This is a genomic window from Halorubrum lacusprofundi ATCC 49239 (assembly GCF_000022205.1).
GTDB lineage: Archaea > Halobacteriota > Halobacteria > Halobacteriales > Haloferacaceae > Halorubrum > Halorubrum lacusprofundi.
Map to the genome: position 1 here is coordinate 106,163 of NC_012030.1, position 14,366 is coordinate 120,528.

The 14,366-nt window shown below is 51.3% G+C and carries 12 protein-coding genes and 1 pseudogene; 5 read left to right on the plus strand and 8 right to left on the minus strand.

Annotated features, from left to right (window positions below):
- The first annotated feature begins 20 nt into the window (after nucleotides 1–20).
- Complete coding sequence (locus tag HLAC_RS16300; RefSeq protein WP_009486633.1) at nucleotides 21–1,187, plus strand: ISH3-like element ISHla1 family transposase; 1,167 nt, start codon at nucleotides 21–23, stop codon at nucleotides 1,185–1,187.
- A gap of 319 nt (nucleotides 1,188–1,506) precedes the next feature.
- Here the strand turns inward: HLAC_RS16300 and HLAC_RS16305 are convergent, their stop codons facing one another.
- The 3 genes from HLAC_RS16305 to HLAC_RS16315 all read right to left on the minus strand — a co-directional run bounded on the left by HLAC_RS16305 (nucleotide 1,507) and on the right by HLAC_RS16315 (nucleotide 7,213).
- On the minus strand, nucleotides 1,507–4,035 hold the full coding sequence (locus HLAC_RS16305) for an AAA family ATPase (protein WP_237583099.1): 2,529 nt from the start codon (nucleotides 4,033–4,035) through the stop codon (nucleotides 1,507–1,509).
- A 74-nt stretch (nucleotides 4,036–4,109) separates the two neighbouring features.
- On the minus strand, nucleotides 4,110–6,077 hold the full coding sequence (locus HLAC_RS16310) for a hypothetical protein (RefSeq protein ID WP_012660086.1): 1,968 nt from the start codon (nucleotides 6,075–6,077) through the stop codon (nucleotides 4,110–4,112).
- Nucleotides 6,077–7,213: a hypothetical protein gene (locus HLAC_RS16315; RefSeq protein ID WP_012660087.1), complete on the minus strand. Its 1,137-nt coding sequence runs from the start codon at nucleotides 7,211–7,213 to the stop codon at nucleotides 6,077–6,079. The genes HLAC_RS16310 and HLAC_RS16315 overlap by 1 nt, the downstream gene beginning before the upstream one ends.
- A gap of 228 nt (nucleotides 7,214–7,441) precedes the next feature.
- Between HLAC_RS16315 and HLAC_RS20125 the strand changes: the two genes are divergently transcribed.
- Complete coding sequence (locus HLAC_RS20125; protein WP_012660088.1) at nucleotides 7,442–7,597, plus strand: DUF7837 family putative zinc-binding protein; 156 nt, start codon at nucleotides 7,442–7,444, stop codon at nucleotides 7,595–7,597.
- A 143-nt stretch (nucleotides 7,598–7,740) separates the two neighbouring features.
- Here the strand turns inward: HLAC_RS20125 and HLAC_RS16320 are convergent, their stop codons facing one another.
- The gene (locus HLAC_RS16320; RefSeq protein ID WP_012660090.1) at nucleotides 7,741–8,016 is read right to left on the minus strand and encodes a PadR family transcriptional regulator; all 276 of its coding nucleotides are present in this window, start codon (nucleotides 8,014–8,016) and stop codon (nucleotides 7,741–7,743) included.
- Between the two features lie 222 nt (nucleotides 8,017–8,238).
- Between HLAC_RS16320 and HLAC_RS16325 the strand changes: the two genes are divergently transcribed.
- From HLAC_RS16325 to HLAC_RS16335, 3 genes are all read left to right on the plus strand, one after another.
- Complete coding sequence (locus tag HLAC_RS16325) at nucleotides 8,239–8,505, plus strand: hypothetical protein (protein WP_049933928.1); 267 nt, start codon at nucleotides 8,239–8,241, stop codon at nucleotides 8,503–8,505.
- 2 nt (nucleotides 8,506–8,507) lie between these two features.
- Nucleotides 8,508–8,915 carry a hypothetical protein gene (locus HLAC_RS16330; protein ID WP_012660092.1) on the plus strand — a complete coding sequence of 136 codons (408 nt, stop codon included), beginning with the start codon at nucleotides 8,508–8,510 and terminating at the stop codon, nucleotides 8,913–8,915.
- A 176-nt stretch (nucleotides 8,916–9,091) separates the two neighbouring features.
- Entirely contained in the window at nucleotides 9,092–9,310 is a 219-nt protein-coding gene (locus HLAC_RS16335) for a hypothetical protein (protein WP_012660093.1), read from the plus strand.
- A 504-nt stretch (nucleotides 9,311–9,814) separates the two neighbouring features.
- Here HLAC_RS16335 and HLAC_RS16340 read toward each other — a convergent pair.
- From HLAC_RS16340 to HLAC_RS16350, 4 genes and pseudogenes are all read right to left on the minus strand, one after another.
- Nucleotides 9,815–10,981: an ISH3-like element ISHla1 family transposase gene (locus HLAC_RS16340; RefSeq protein WP_009486633.1), complete on the minus strand. Its 1,167-nt coding sequence runs from the start codon at nucleotides 10,979–10,981 to the stop codon at nucleotides 9,815–9,817.
- 569 nt (nucleotides 10,982–11,550) lie between these two features.
- Nucleotides 11,551–11,679 (minus strand): annotated as a pseudogene (locus HLAC_RS19020) (RNA-guided endonuclease TnpB family protein); the annotation flags it as partial.
- 209 nt (nucleotides 11,680–11,888) lie between these two features.
- Entirely contained in the window at nucleotides 11,889–13,142 is a 1,254-nt protein-coding gene (locus HLAC_RS16345; RefSeq protein ID WP_012660094.1) for an RNA-guided endonuclease InsQ/TnpB family protein, read from the minus strand.
- Nucleotides 13,143–13,516: 374 nt separating this feature from the next.
- Nucleotides 13,517–14,194 carry a hypothetical protein gene (locus HLAC_RS16350; RefSeq protein WP_012660095.1) on the minus strand — a complete coding sequence of 226 codons (678 nt, stop codon included), beginning with the start codon at nucleotides 14,192–14,194 and terminating at the stop codon, nucleotides 13,517–13,519.
- Between the last annotated feature and the right edge of the window lie 172 nt (nucleotides 14,195–14,366).

The window sequence follows — 14,366 nt, forward strand, 5'->3', positions numbered from 1 at the left end:
AACGTCTGCTTGCTGAAGGTGTGTCTAAAACCAAACAAGCAGACGGTGAGATCCACGAGGACCAGCTTCTTAACTTTCTCGTCAACCGCCTTGACGAGGAAGTTTCGCTCTCGTTAGCCAATAACGCTGAAATCACTGCTGAAGACATCTATGAGGTCCTCGTCGGCGCTTGCGCCGACGGGACCTCTGTCTCTACGCTCTGTGCGTCGAGCCAGAACTCACCCGCTGGGAACACGGTCCTCTACCATCTTCGGACGAAGTTCGAGCCGGAACGGCTCGAACGAGTCGCTAACACGCTCCTGCGAAAGGATCTCGATGAATTGCTCCCCGAACAGGTGGAGGTCTGCGCAGACCTCCACCTGCGGCCCTACTACGGTGACGAAGACGACACAGACGGCCTCTATCACTCGGTAGCGAAGCGTGGAACCACTGCGTTCCACGCCTATGCCACACTCTACGCGCGTGTGAAGAACAAACGCTACACGCTGGCGGTACGCCGTCTCAAAGACGGCGATACCGCAAGTAGTGTCCTCGCTGAGTTCTTCGGTGTCCTCGACGGCCTTGACGCCGGGGTCAAGGCCGTCTACCTTGATCGCGGATTCTACGACAGTAAGTGTCTCACGCTGCTTCAGGCGCACAATTACGCGTACGTGATCCCGATCATCCGGTGGGGTGAGGCGATTCAGCAAGAGCTCTCGGAAGGATGGAGTCGCGTCATTCAGCATGATCTGACGGGGAAACTCGACGGTCACAGCTGGACCGTCGATTTTCCCGTCTACATCGACTGTACGTACCTAAATGGGAAGTATGACGAGAACGGTGTGGCGCGTCACGGCTACGCCGCTGACGCGCCGTTCATCGACTCACCACGGGACGCTCGATACCACTACTCGAAACGCTTCGGTATCGAGTCAAGCTATCGCTTGTTTGAGCAAGCGATAGCGACAACGACAACACGAGATCCAACGGTACGGCTGCTGTACGTGGTGGTGAGTCTCCTCTTACAGAACGTCTGGCGGTACCTTCACTACGAGTATGTGGCGACGCCCCGCCGAGGCGGGCGTCGCCTCTGGTGGTGGCCGTACAAGGAGTTCGTCAATATGATTCGACGAGCTGCGTGGACGGCCCTCGCGGTGCGTCGGGCCGTCCCCGCGAATCGGCCACCTGACGACCGATTCCACCGCTAACCACCGACCGAGCAAGCCAGCGGAGTGAGTGGCGACGCTGTCGCGTCGGCGGCTGACCGCCGCCGACAGCGACAGCTCTCCGTCGATCCGTCCGTAATTCTCTCGTCGAGACCGTCAGTACAACCGCTTCGACACAGAACTCAGGCCGCAGAAACAGCTAGCCGAGGATGCTTTGTGAGGTACTGGTAATAGTCTGTAGTCCTCGAACCGTTCGTCGAGATCTTCAGGCTTTATTTCACGAGCAACTTGATGCTCTTCGAACGACCCAGCCATTACATAGGAAATGATATCCTGGCTGAGTTGGTCGATAATTGCTTCTCTATTCATCGTCCTCGAAGTTGATCTGGAGAATTTCTTTCCCTGCCTCCTTGATTTTCTCCTCAGTAACCTCTGGAGAGGCCTTGATGCTGTTGACTATTTTCCGCCGCTCTGGGACACCTTCTAGCTGTGGGAAGATGTAGCTAATCACTGCGTTGGTAAGACGAGTCTCTAAGTTTGTATCCGATCCAGGGTACTGCGTTATCGTGCTGAGAATGTCTTTTACGATTGCAGGGCCTATTGCCCGTGCATCGACGGGATTGTTGGTGTTTCTCCAGACACGAGCGACTGCTATCAGTTCCTCATCCTCTGCTTCGATTCCATCCCATGAGGACAGATACTCGTTCATCAGCTCCAGCAGTTTGTCCTCCTCATCCGGGTCGTCTGCCTCTGGAAGCTCTGGCACGTCGATAGGGATAAACGAGAAACGCCGCATGAAGGCGTAGCTCATCTCATACAGTGAGGTCTTGTCATAGGTGTTCATTGTAGCAAAGATGACCCATGACTCAGGAACGACGTACTGGTGAGATCGCGGAAGATCGTCAAGAGCGTTGGCGGAGGTGATCTCAACCTCTTCGTTGTCCTTTGTGTACGGTAGCTGGACTGACTGACCTGAAAGAACCGTGAAAAGCTGGCCGAATGCCTTGTCGATATCTGCCCGGTTGAGCTCGTCGATCACCAACGGTTCGTTTACCTGTTTTTCCGTCTTTCTGTCCTTGTACCGGTTCAGAACGATTCCTGACGAGAAAGACAGGTTTCCATCTGTTTCTTCGTCCTGGTCCGGCATATATCCGCCCACTGTGTCGAAAGTAGACCAGTCAGAGGTTGCAGTCGTCATCTCCGAATCCGAATACAGCCACGGATACTTCTGAGCAAGTTTGTTGGTGACTCGCTGAGCTATCTCCGTCTTCCCTGTTCCTGGCGGTCCTGTGAGAATAATGTTTTTTCCGGCGTGCAGCGCTGCCTCGATTTGATCAAGTATCTCCTGCTCTCCATCGGGAAAATGCAGGCCTTCAAGTAGATCATCATCTATGGACCCGTAGAACTCGGTGTGAATATTGACTGGTGGAGCTTCTCGGAGGTTAGAAGCCATCTCCGCGATCAGAGCCAGTGGACGAATTACTTCACTTGAGCCATCGATGTCAGTGAAGTGGGCTAACGTGTCTTCTACAGGCATTCGCTCATCGAGAGCGTCGTGACAGATACTGTGCGCCGTGGAAATATCAAGAAGGCCTGCAGTCAGCGAACCAAGATCCTCTCTGAGCTCCGAGTCATCCTTCTCCGTTATAGGGTTTTCAAGGTCAAAATCAAGATCATCGATTGCACCGGTGTAGAACACACGATCAAACGCTGCGACTAATGGAAGATCTTCATCGCCCTCGTATTCCTTCCACCACCAGTCCTCTTCTTTCGTGTACTTGTCATCGATTATGGCGGCACCGATCAGGCCAGCAGGTTGTTCCTCTAGTTCCTCAGAAGCCGGCTCTGCCTCCGAATAGAACAAGATAACATCTCCAGATGAGAGCTCATCATAGAGATCCTGATCATCATCCGCAAAAGCAATGGCGTTGTATCTAGTGGATGTCAGCCAGTGTTCCGGTGGTGCGGAGTAAGTAGAGATAGAGATCGAGGACTCATTTTCCCTAATATAGTTCAGGAGAGGATGGTCCGGTCCTTCTTCATCCAACAAGTCCTCAACTTCGTTTTCCCGGTCATCTCTCCATTCCGTCTCAATCTCTTCCAGTATCGGGTCAAGATATCCTTTCTGGTAGCCTTCACTGGGTTGTTCTCTGTCCTCCCACAGATCCCCCCGGAATTTGCCTTCAACTGTTCCCACAGTGATATCGAGCTCTTCAGCTACGATTTCCTGGGATTTCTCTCTGCGTTCTGTGGTAGGTAGATCTCGAGGAGTATCCTCAAGGAATACGTCTACCACTCTCTCAATGGTCTGCGCTCTGGAACCATTCTCCCGCCACCCTTCTGGGAGATGCGTGTTCAGAAGGCTGCGAATCTGAATTAGCCGGTCACGCATTTGGAGGGCTTCAGCTACCCGGCCCGGTTTAGCCACGATAACTGTTTCACCGCCAAGACCTGCCGTAGCCCGTTGCTGCGTTGCCAGGCCTTCGGACATGGCCTTACCAATTGTTTCAGCTTGGACTTGGAGAGGGGATACAGATCCGTATTCCTCGTGGAGGTCATCGTCCCAAAATGCGAAGACTTCATGATGCTCGTGATAGCCGCCGAGCATTGTGAGATATCCTCCTGATCGGTCAGGAGCAGCATGGTCTTCTTCTCCTCCTTCGTGGTTAGGAAGACGGACGTTGACCTTAAACTCCTCTGCTCGTCCAGAAGGAACCAGATTCACCAGGTACAGTCTGACTTTCGACGGGAGCGGATTCTTCAGATGGAGTTCGAGCGGTTTGTCTTCAAAGTCACTGTGCCACTTGACGGAGTCGCCAAGTGATTCTACCAGTATTTCACGGATCTCGGATAAGTCGAGATCACTGCTTCTCATCTCAACTCCAGACATTTATCAGGTGAGTTCCAAGCGATATGGAATAAGTGTATGCCACTTCCACCCACCTTCGAAATCCAGCTGGTGTTCTATTCTGGAACCTCAGAGTTGATTTGGAAGCGTACCCCATCGAGCTCCTCAGTCTGTATGTATCCTCGGAGCCGGACTTCCATCTCTACAAAGTCATGAGGTGCGTTAGTATATGGAATTGACTCCAGAGGCTTGTTCGGCATATCAATTACCTCGGCTTCCTCTCCTGGCGTAGCTTCCAGATTGAATACGATATCGTCTTCAACGAACTCTACACCGTGACTTTCGTTCTCTAGAAGCAGGAGAGCGTTGTACGTTTCAGTGGGTTCAGTGAGAACAGGGATGTCCAAGAACGTGTGATGGGAGTTAGGGAAATCGCTTCCATGTGTGAACCGGTCATCTTCTAAAAGCTTTCTGCGGTGCTCTCCAGTCTTGAAGAGAATCACTGACGGATCTCGTCTCTCCACTTGATCCTCGATTTCATCGAGTAACTCGTCAACAGTGTCTACGGTGTGCTCCTCTAAGGTCAGCCGCCTCAAAACATACTCTCGATAATCGTCTAAGATACTTCGGAAGTTGCCTGTTGGAGATTTGTGTACTGCTTCTTCCGGCACGAAGTTTCGCTTACGCGGATATCCAACTGAGACCTTGATACCGTCAAGATCCGGGGGGAACGGTTTCTGCTTCAGCAACCCGATTTCTTTCAGCGCTTGTCTCAACAGACATGAGCTATCGAATTGGTCGTTGACCTCTTTTTCCCAAGAGTCGACGTACTCTGATTCGATGGGATGATTCCGCATCCGCATTATATCCTGTTTCTCAGCGTAGGAATGCGCTCGATTGAGGATTTCAGACAGTTTCTCGATTCTGTCATTTATGTCCGTCTGGTCGTCTAGAAGGAAGTCCAGAGGATAGTCGTCTTCAAATCCTTCAATCGCATCCCGTAGACTGTTGATCTCAATACGTTCCTTGCTTCCTGTGGGGAAAGGCAGTTCTTCAGGAGTTGAGTTTGAGAAGTTCTCTTGAGTGTCTTCGTCGAAGAGATACAGTGAAAACGCTAGGTAGAAAGAGGGAATCCAACTGTTTGTCCCCATAGAAGTCATGACTGGGCCGAGTGACTGCTGTAGTTGTCTGTTTGTCTCCCACTCTTCCCAGTAAGGTACCTCACCGAGAATGGATTGAATCTCGAAGTAGGTCTCTGTAAGAGAGCTAATGGAGGAAAAGTTCTGCTCGGCGTATTTCTGAAGCAGTTCCTCGATAAACTCTTCCTCAGATATTATCCCCTTTACGTAGAGGTTGTATCCCCAGGAGTAGCCGGCAAATTTCTGTATCTGGATTCGCTTCCGGAAGGTGTTAGCGATCTCCTGCTTTTGATCAAGGAAGTCTTCGTTGTATTCGCTCTCTGGGGTTCCTATCGGCAAGTATTGGGCTCGTTCAAATGCTCTTACGTCATCCAGATTGTGATGCAGTCTTTTGATAGACTCCTTACATCCGTTTTCAATAGACCACCGCCAGAGTTCACGGTAGTACTGGAGAAGGGTGTCGATGATTTCCTGGCTTTTGGCTAATCTGTCGACACTGTCTACGTCTTCGAAGTTCTGTGTTACTCCGTGCTGGATATGACTGTATCTCTCGAAAATATTCCCTACAGCGTCGTCAAATCCGGGTTGGGGGTATGACTGTCTATAGCAGCTTGTGATGGAGTTAAGCAGTTGGTCGAAGGCCTCTATATCATTTGCTTGGCGGGAGTAATTGGTGATAGCTGATATCGAGTCGATAATGCTTGTTCTTAGATCTTCGTCAGCTCCGTTCTCAAGCACTGTATCGTACAGCTGGATGTACTGTCGTCTGCAGAAAGCGTAGTTCGACCGGAACTGTCTTTTTGAATCCACCTCCTTGTCGATTAGTTCATGAATCAGCTCTGCGATGTGAGAAAGATTGTCTGAGAGCTCCTGGCCTTTTCCTTCTCGGATAGAGGCCTCTGCGTTGTCAAAGAAGTGCTCTAGATAGTCTTCGTAGTTGGGCATCAGTTTTCCCTACGTGTTCGCAGTCCCCGACGCAGTTGTTCCGTGAGCTCTTGTACTGTCTCATCAGCGATGTCTCCTTCTAAAGAGAGAACTGTCGTATCTTCAGCGAGAGACATGCCTACGGTCGGGTTCTTGCTTATACTGACCGCGCGTTCCCGGTCAACAATCTCAGAGATATTTTCCATCCTTTTCAAGTTGAGATCTGTGATTACCCCTCGTTTCTCGATATCTCTTGAAGAGATTGTGGTCTGTTCCAGTCCGAAGTTTGGCATACCTATAGATACCTGTTCGAAGCTGCGTATAGCCTCCGAGAGGACTTTATTCGGGGTGGAACTTTCTCTTATGAGCTCTTTATCTAAATCCGCCTTTGCGTATTCTTTCACCTCTTCGTCTATATCTGTGTAGAACAGGAGATCTAATGCGTCTAAGAACCGTCCGGCTACGGATGCTATAGATGAGACGAATAGTACAGCAGTAATGTAGACCGCTAGAAGACCTGCATTTTCTGCTGAAGATTGTGTGAAGGCTATGACTCCAAGAAGTAGGTTGGAGCCAAAGACAAAGGTAACTGTCCAGATTGAGCCAATGTCCTCTACGAACAGTCTTGTTAATTCGTCGCTCAAAGAGTTGCTGTAGATCTCTTCCCAGACAAAAGTCAAAGCAACGAAGCTAAACCCGATAATCACGGCGTGTACCTGCCAGGCTGTTCCGAGTATACCGCTTTGGACTTTGACTGTGAACTCATTTAGCAGGGCAGAATGGAGGAGATAGATCGAGGCTCCCACGATTACGGCAGCAGCAACTAGGAAAAGCCCTTTCAGAATTTCCACTCTCCGACGCTCTCGAGATTTGAAAACTCTAAGAAGCGGTAAAAACCCGGAGTAACTGTATTTCTGGTAAAGCGACCTCAGTTGCAGTGACCAAGGAGATAGGAAGAAGCCTCGTTTCCACATCCCTCCTAAGATCAGGAGAATCACCACAGTTGCGGCTATTGTGAGGATCTGCCAGCTCACGTCCAGGATCTGGTTTAGGAAGACAAACAGGGCAGATACGATTATAGCGATGGCCCCGAAGCGGATCACCGATGTAGCCAGTGATCGCTTGTTCCTGATGGATATTTGTCTTCCGGATACCATTCTCTTTAGAGGAATGATTCAATCCATTGTCTAAAGCATGGGTGTTCCGTCCTCAATCTTCCGGGCTTGTTCCGAGGGAAGTTGTGTCTCTTTACTTTCACTGTGGTTGCCTGACTTATTTGAGGGTTCCCGTTCTCAAGCCTTGGTAGAGGGCAATGTTTCAGACCCTCAGTCACACGCTCCCAATCCCCTTCCCCCCTCTGCTTTCCAAGAAGGTAATAAATTCATATGGCTGCTCAGGAACGCTCGCGTCTCGGCGTTTGCCCGTCCTGCAGTGAAGAGATACTTTCACGGCACATCCTGATCCAGTACGAAACCCAATCAGGAGAGGAGGAAGCCTGGACAGAGTGTCCCGGATGCCGAAAAGTCGTCCACCCACAATGAGCTCATCTCTGCTGCAGGAAGTGAAACAGTTTCTGAAGCCTGCTGACAGCGACTTATACGAATGCAGACATTGTGGAAAGACCTTAGAGAAAGAGTCCGAGAAGTGTCCTGATTGTGGCTGTGAGGATATTGCCCAGTACAAGTTATAGGTCGATGTACTGGTTTTCCCATTTGCGGCGTGCTTCGATTTCTCGCTGCCCTCTCTTGGTGACGGTGTAGACGTTGGTACGGCGGTCTTTCTCTCCTTTTTCTACCAGTCCTTTTTCGACGAGTGTGTCGAGGTTGGGGTAGAGGCGTCCGTGGTGGATCTCCTTCTCATAGTAATCCTCAAGTTCGTCTTTGATGGCGAGGCCGTGTGGTTCTTCGATACCTGCTGTGACGGTGAGGAGGTCGCGTTGGAAGCCGGTGAGGTCGTACATTGTCTGTGCCGTTGATTTCTCTGGTTCTTAGAACGTTCGATGTTTCTGGCGAATCTATTTAAACAGATTTCGCCCATTCTTTGGTAGGTGAACGAACAGTTTGACGTGTAAGGTCGATACTGACGACGGTTTTACGAGATACGGTATAAATCCGAGTTATCTGCCTCTGGGGGAGGATTACGTTGTTGAAGGCAGCTTCGAGCAAGGGGTCGAACACCAGCAGTGAGCAGGATTGAGAAGGGTAAGCTGAGGAAGAGTCTTTTCTACTTTTCAGCGTTTTCCGGGATTACCGGTTTCTACTTTGCTGGATCACTGGTTTCTTCGTTCAGCTGGTATTTGAGAGCGGCTTCTGCTATTGCTGCAGTTGTAATGGGTTATATTGCATTTCTCGAGTACCAGGATATCGTTGAGTTGTTTGAGGAGCAGATCGATTCTGGCAGTAGTTCTTCTGAAGGTCGTGAAGTGATCCCTGTGGAGGTGAAGCCGTAGGAGTGGATTTTGAGATCTTGTTTACTGATGATCACCAGGAAGAGGTGAAGGACAACCACGGTGAGACAGTATTAGAACGGCTTGAGAAACGTTTGGAGAAGAAGCAGAGTGAACTGGAGTGGGTTGATCGTCGTGATCAGGCAGGAAGCCGGTTCTACAACTTGTTCACTCATAGCGATGTGACGATTGCAGAGGCTGCCTTTCAAGCTGAGCGGAGAAATTACCGTGGAATACTGATACTGGTAGATACCGAGGAGGGTGGAGTATTCGTGTTCCTTCAAGTGATTGAGAAGGAGGACCGGTATGAGTCCAGTGAGCAGAGGATGGTTCTGGATGCTATCGGTAGAAATCCTGACGAGATCATAGACTACGCAAAAACCGAGATAGTGGAAAACATGGACCGGTTTTAGAAGGGTGATTTCTGCTGAAGGAATATGATTCACCGTTCGCCAGCCAAGCAGCTGACCGTGTTGATCACTACGCGGAGCTGGGTGATATCGATTACGAGGATCTTGGAATTGTTCTGGCTCCGTGGTACAAAGAGCACGAGAATATCTACGAAGACGATCTTCTGGATGAGGATGAGATGTACTGGGAAGCGCATATCCATGCCAGGGATGTGGAGACGTTGCGTGATCCGGAGCAGAGTACAGAATATAAGTTCGACACTGTCGTCGGTTTTGAGGGATTGAGTTCTGAGACGTTTCTGACGGTCGAATTTCCGACCTGGACCCGTGTCTTCGAGGAACGATTTGAGGAGTCAGAACTGTACCATCCGGAGTACGATCTCGACTCAATTTTCTGAAGAGGGTTTCTGGGTATAGAGGATAGCTGCAAGTAGCGTGACAGTGGTTCCTGCGGCCAGTATTTTTGAGATTGTGAGTGTGATCTGACCTATTCCTGTGGTCGGCGGATTGAAAGTGTAGTATAGGAATGTGGAGGCTGCTGGTACGAGCAGTATTGCTCCGGACCACCCGATCTGGTAGATGAACTGTGTGATTAGTTCGTCGTTTTTCCTGTAGAAGGGTACGAGGCCGATCAGGACGGCTGTGTAGAGTATAACGGGTATCGGGTGCTGTGTGACTTGCTGTGTGGCGTATTGGAAGCCGTTGAGAAGCCAGATTCAGTACCTCACAAAGCATCCTCGGCTAGCTGTTTCTGCGGCCTGAGTTCTGTGTCGAAGCGGTTGTACTGACGGTCTCGACGAGAGAATTACGGACGGATCGACGGAGAGCTGTCGCTGTCGGCGGCGGTCAGCCGCCGACGCGACAGCGTCGCCACTCACTCCGCTGGCTTGCTCGGTCGGTGGTTAGCGGTGGAATCGGTCGTCAGGTGGCCGATTCGCGGGGACGGCCCGACGCACCGCGAGGGCCGTCCACGCAGCTCGTCGAATCATATTGACGAACTCCTTGTACGGCCACCACCAGAGGCGACGCCCGCCTCGGCGGGGCGTCGCCACATACTCGTAGTGAAGGTACCGCCAGACGTTCTGTAAGAGGAGACTCACCACCACGTACAGCAGCCGTACCGTTGGATCTCGTGTTGTCGTTGTCGCTATCGCTTGCTCAAACAAGCGATAGCTTGACTCGATACCGAAGCGTTTCGAGTAGTGGTATCGAGCGTCCCGTGGTGAGTCGATGAACGGCGCGTCAGCGGCGTAGCCGTGACGCGCCACACCGTTCTCGTCATACTTCCCATTTAGGTACGTACAGTCGATGTAGACGGGAAAATCGACGGTCCAGCTGTGACCGTCGAGTTTCCCCGTCAGATCATGCTGAATGACGCGACTCCATCCTTCCGAGAGCTCTTGCTGAATCGCCTCACCCCACCGGATGATCGGGATCACGTACGCGTAATTGTGCGCCTGAAGCAGCGTGAGACACTTACTGTCGTAGAATCCGCGATCAAGGTAGACGGCCTTGACCCCGGCGTCAAGGCCGTCGAGGACACCGAAGAACTCAGCGAGGACACTACTTGCGGTATCGCCGTCTTTGAGACGGCGTACCGCCAGCGTGTAGCGTTTGTTCTTCACACGCGCGTAGAGTGTGGCATAGGCGTGGAACGCAGTGGTTCCACGCTTCGCTACCGAGTGATAGAGGCCGTCTGTGTCGTCTTCGTCACCGTAGTAGGGCCGCAGGTGGAGGTCTGCGCAGACCTCCACCTGTTCGGGGAGCAATTCATCGAGATCCTTTCGCAGGAGCGTGTTAGCGACTCGTTCGAGCCGTTCCGGCTCGAACTTCGTCCGAAGATGGTAGAGGACCGTGTTCCCAGCGGGTGAGTTCTGGCTCGACGCACAGAGCGTAGAGACAGAGGTCCCGTCGGCGCAAGCGCCGACGAGGACCTCATAGATGTCTTCAGCAGTGATTTCAGCGTTATTGGCTAACGAGAGCGAAACTTCCTCGTCAAGGCGGTTGACGAGAAAGTTAAGAAGCTGGTCCTCGTGGATCTCACCGTCTGCTTGTTTGGTTTTAGACACACCTTCAGCAAGCAGACGTTCTAACTAAGCGGCTTTGTGAAGTACTGATATTCGTTCCCAACACACAATCCGACTCGTCTTGTTTGGGAAATCCTATCTCTTCTACAAGACGCACTCATCGAGGAAAACGACACGTAGTGAACGGGTGGATTCAAAATTATGAATCCGGGGGAGTATCGAAGGCCTCAGATCACGTGGCCAGTTGTTCACTGAGCGGCCAGCAACCCTGATACTTCCTTGAGGGATCCACCAAACACTCGAATCCAGACTTCACCTTCGCGAGGTGCAATCCTTCATACGAATGAGGAACATAAAACTCTGTCCCAATCACCGGATAGAGATGGCCTAACCCTGTTTTTCGGTGGAATAGTGTGAGTAGGTGAAATAGAAAGAATTGGTGTGATATGTGAAATAGAAGAAATTTCGGCGATAGGCATAATAGGCGTAATAGATAAAATAGGCAAACCGGGTGAGATACCCAGATTCGGCATAAGAGACTTACAGCACGTGACATCCTCCCCGGCGTAAACGCCGGGGCTTCCCGTACCGCAGGTGGGATATTTACTGGTTTACGATACAACCTGTTCTCTCGGGCGAACCGTCCCGCTCTCGCGGTCGAACAAGTGTACCGATGGCTGTGCCACACAGCCGTTACTCCTATCCTCGCCGTGAGGACTCGGAGTTATCTTCTGCCGCATATAGCCTATGTAGAACCAGTTACTTAATAATGTCGATTACCGTGGAATATCCGGCCAGAGTGTCATCGGTGGACTGGTCAGCAAGTGTCGGATTCACGCCCGCCGTAAACGGCGGGATTCTCTCCTTGTGAAAAGATAGATTTCCTAGTGACATCCTCCCCGGCGTGAACGCCGGGGCTTCCCGTACCGCAGGTGGGATATTTGCTGGTCTACGACACGGCTTGTTCTCTCGTGTGAAACGTCCCGCTCTCGCGGTCGAACAAGTATGTCGATGGCTGTGCCACACAGCCGTTACTCCTATCCTCACCGTGAGGACTCGGAGTTATCTTCTGCCGCATGTTCTCCGCCCCGTTGCAATCCGCGTTCCCAACCAAACCGCACGACGAGCAGACGTACAACCCACGCTCGACACGGTTCTCCTTCGTGTCGTCACCACAGTTCGAGCAGGTCTTTGAGGTGTTCCACTCGTTCTCCTTCAACACCTCGACACCGTGAATCTCGCCTTTGTACGCGAGGTACTGGTAGATGCGGTCGAACGCCCACGAGTGTAACTTCTTGTTCCCAGTTTTGCCCCAGTCGGACTCTCGCACCTCTTCAGGCCAACTCACCGCGAGTGTACCAACACCGCGTTCGACACACTCTGTGATGATGGTGTCTGAGAGGACGTGGTAGAAGTGTGTTTCGCGGTCAGCGAGTTTCCGACGCGCCCACATCGACTTCTCCGAGGGGCCGTTCTCACCTTCGGTGTCGTACTCGGCTCGTTTGAAGTAGTGCTTGTCTTCTTTGAGCGAGTTACCGGGGTAGAGAACGTATTCGTCCGGGAACGCGACCGTGGCGATGTTCTTGATGCCAAGGTCAATCCCCGCCACTTCGTCGCCTGCGGAGTCGTTCGTTTCGAGTTCGACTTTGCAGACGAAGTGCAGTTCCCACTCGTCGCCGTTCCAGACGGCGCGAACGTTCTGCACTCGGTTGACTTCAGAGAGGTCAATGTCAGGGCGCGTCTGGTACTCGCAGAGCAGGAAGTCCGACCAGTATTCTTTCAGGTTCGAGCCTTTCGAGAGCCGGACGCGGTTGTTCTCGGGGTCGTGTTTGAATCCGTCTTCTTTGAATGTCACCGTGGAACGCGGTCGGGTGTCACCGTGTTTGCGGTAGCCGGGCGGATTCGCCTCACTGGACTTGTGCCGTAAGTCGAACCACGACTGGAAAGCGTCAGAAAGTTCTTCAATGACTTTCTGACTGGATTGCGCGTTCAAATCTTTCCAGCACGACTGATTCTTCATACACGATTTCAGAACACTACCGTTCGGGATCTCACCGGTTGCGTCCCAGATACGGTCGGCTGTCCATCGTGCGACGTTCCAGATTTTCGAGGCGGAATCCCCGAGCGAATCCAGACCATCACAGATCTGTTGGTGGTTCTGGATAGAACCAACGTAGGTGCGCGTGACGGTGAGATTCGCCATACATAGCCTATGTAGAACCAGTTACTTAATAGTTGTGGATTACCGTGGAATATCCGGCCAGAGTGTCATCGGTGGACTGGTCAGCAAGTGTCGGATCCACGCCCGCCGTAAACGGCGGGATTCTCTCCTTGTGAAAAGATAGCAGAAGTAGGGCGGAGGGATTCAGTGAACTGAAGAACAATAGACAAAGTCACTGAAACAGTCGCAATAGACATAATAGGTGAAATAGGTGGAGTAGGTGAGCAAGTCAGAAAAGAACAAAAATGCGGGATAGGCGAAGTAGAATCAGTAGCTACACCACACAGAACATATTCAATAGAAATAATCTGTGTACTCGCTTCAATCCCTGTAGATTAGAAAACAGAGAACTATTTTCACAATTGGTTTTCAATACTTTTCGGAAGATCGAATCGGAGCGAGGGATGATCGTAGTCACGGTCGTCCACCCAGTGATCTGATTGCCCCTCATATGGATCGATGAACGCATTCCGAACCCGGCCTTCGTGTTCTTTCACAATACTGGTCATGCGGTCAATCTCGGATTGATTCCACAAACGAAGCGACCGGCCTTCCTCAGTGACTTGCGTTGCCTGTACAACAGATACCTGGAGAACATGCCCCGACACCACCGTCTTGTTCAAGGGATCCAGTAACAACCCAAAGAACGTGTCTGCGTCCGCGATCTCGTTCACCATCATCACCAAATGCGACGGGAGCTGCTCCGGCGCGCTTCGAGGCTGTTCATACTCCGGCTTCCCGAAATTATAATTCTCAACTAATCTGGGCTTCCCATCGAAACAAGCTTTGATAACGCGACTCTTGAACACACCTTTCGCTTTCCGTGGATCACGGTTCTGATCCAAGAAATTCGAAGAGGCATCGTAATCCCTCGGAGACGGAGTGAATGCTACGAGATCGAAATTCTCCGGGTGATATGGATCGTGAGTTGCTTCCTTGGCGCTTGATTTGGGTTGGGAGTCGACGTCGTCTGAACTGTGGAATTGGAAGTCAGGCGATGCACTGAATGGGTTTGCTGTGAAGGATACTGACATTGTATCTGCGTTTCTGAACCGCCATCTCCGAGTACACTGCGTTAAACACGGGTTATCTATTTAATTTTGACCTTTTGCCCGGGGACATTTCAACTGAAAACTATCACGAGAATGTGTCATCGGAACAGTTCAAGAAACGAACCCAAACCCTTAGTCAGAAATCGGAGCGAGA

Bases quoted from the DNA above. Each gene is read 5' to 3' on its own strand.
- HLAC_RS16305 (WP_237583099.1), bottom strand. From the start codon at position 4,035: ATGTCTGGAGTTGAGATGAGAAGCAGTGATCTCGACTTATCCGAGATC.
- HLAC_RS16310 (WP_012660086.1), bottom strand. From the start codon at position 6,077: ATGCCCAACTACGAAGACTATCTAGAGCACTTCTTTGACAACGCAGAG.
- HLAC_RS16315 (WP_012660087.1), bottom strand. From the start codon at position 7,213: ATGGTATCCGGAAGACAAATATCCATCAGGAACAAGCGATCACTGGCT.
- HLAC_RS20125 (WP_012660088.1), top strand. From the start codon at position 7,442: ATGGCTGCTCAGGAACGCTCGCGTCTCGGCGTTTGCCCGTCCTGCAGT.
- HLAC_RS16320 (WP_012660090.1), bottom strand. From the start codon at position 8,016: ATGTACGACCTCACCGGCTTCCAACGCGACCTCCTCACCGTCACAGCA.
- HLAC_RS16335 (WP_012660093.1), top strand. From the start codon at position 9,092: ATGTACTGGGAAGCGCATATCCATGCCAGGGATGTGGAGACGTTGCGT.
- HLAC_RS16345 (WP_012660094.1), bottom strand. From the start codon at position 13,142: ATGGCGAATCTCACCGTCACGCGCACCTACGTTGGTTCTATCCAGAAC.
- HLAC_RS16350 (WP_012660095.1), bottom strand. From the start codon at position 14,194: ATGTCAGTATCCTTCACAGCAAACCCATTCAGTGCATCGCCTGACTTC.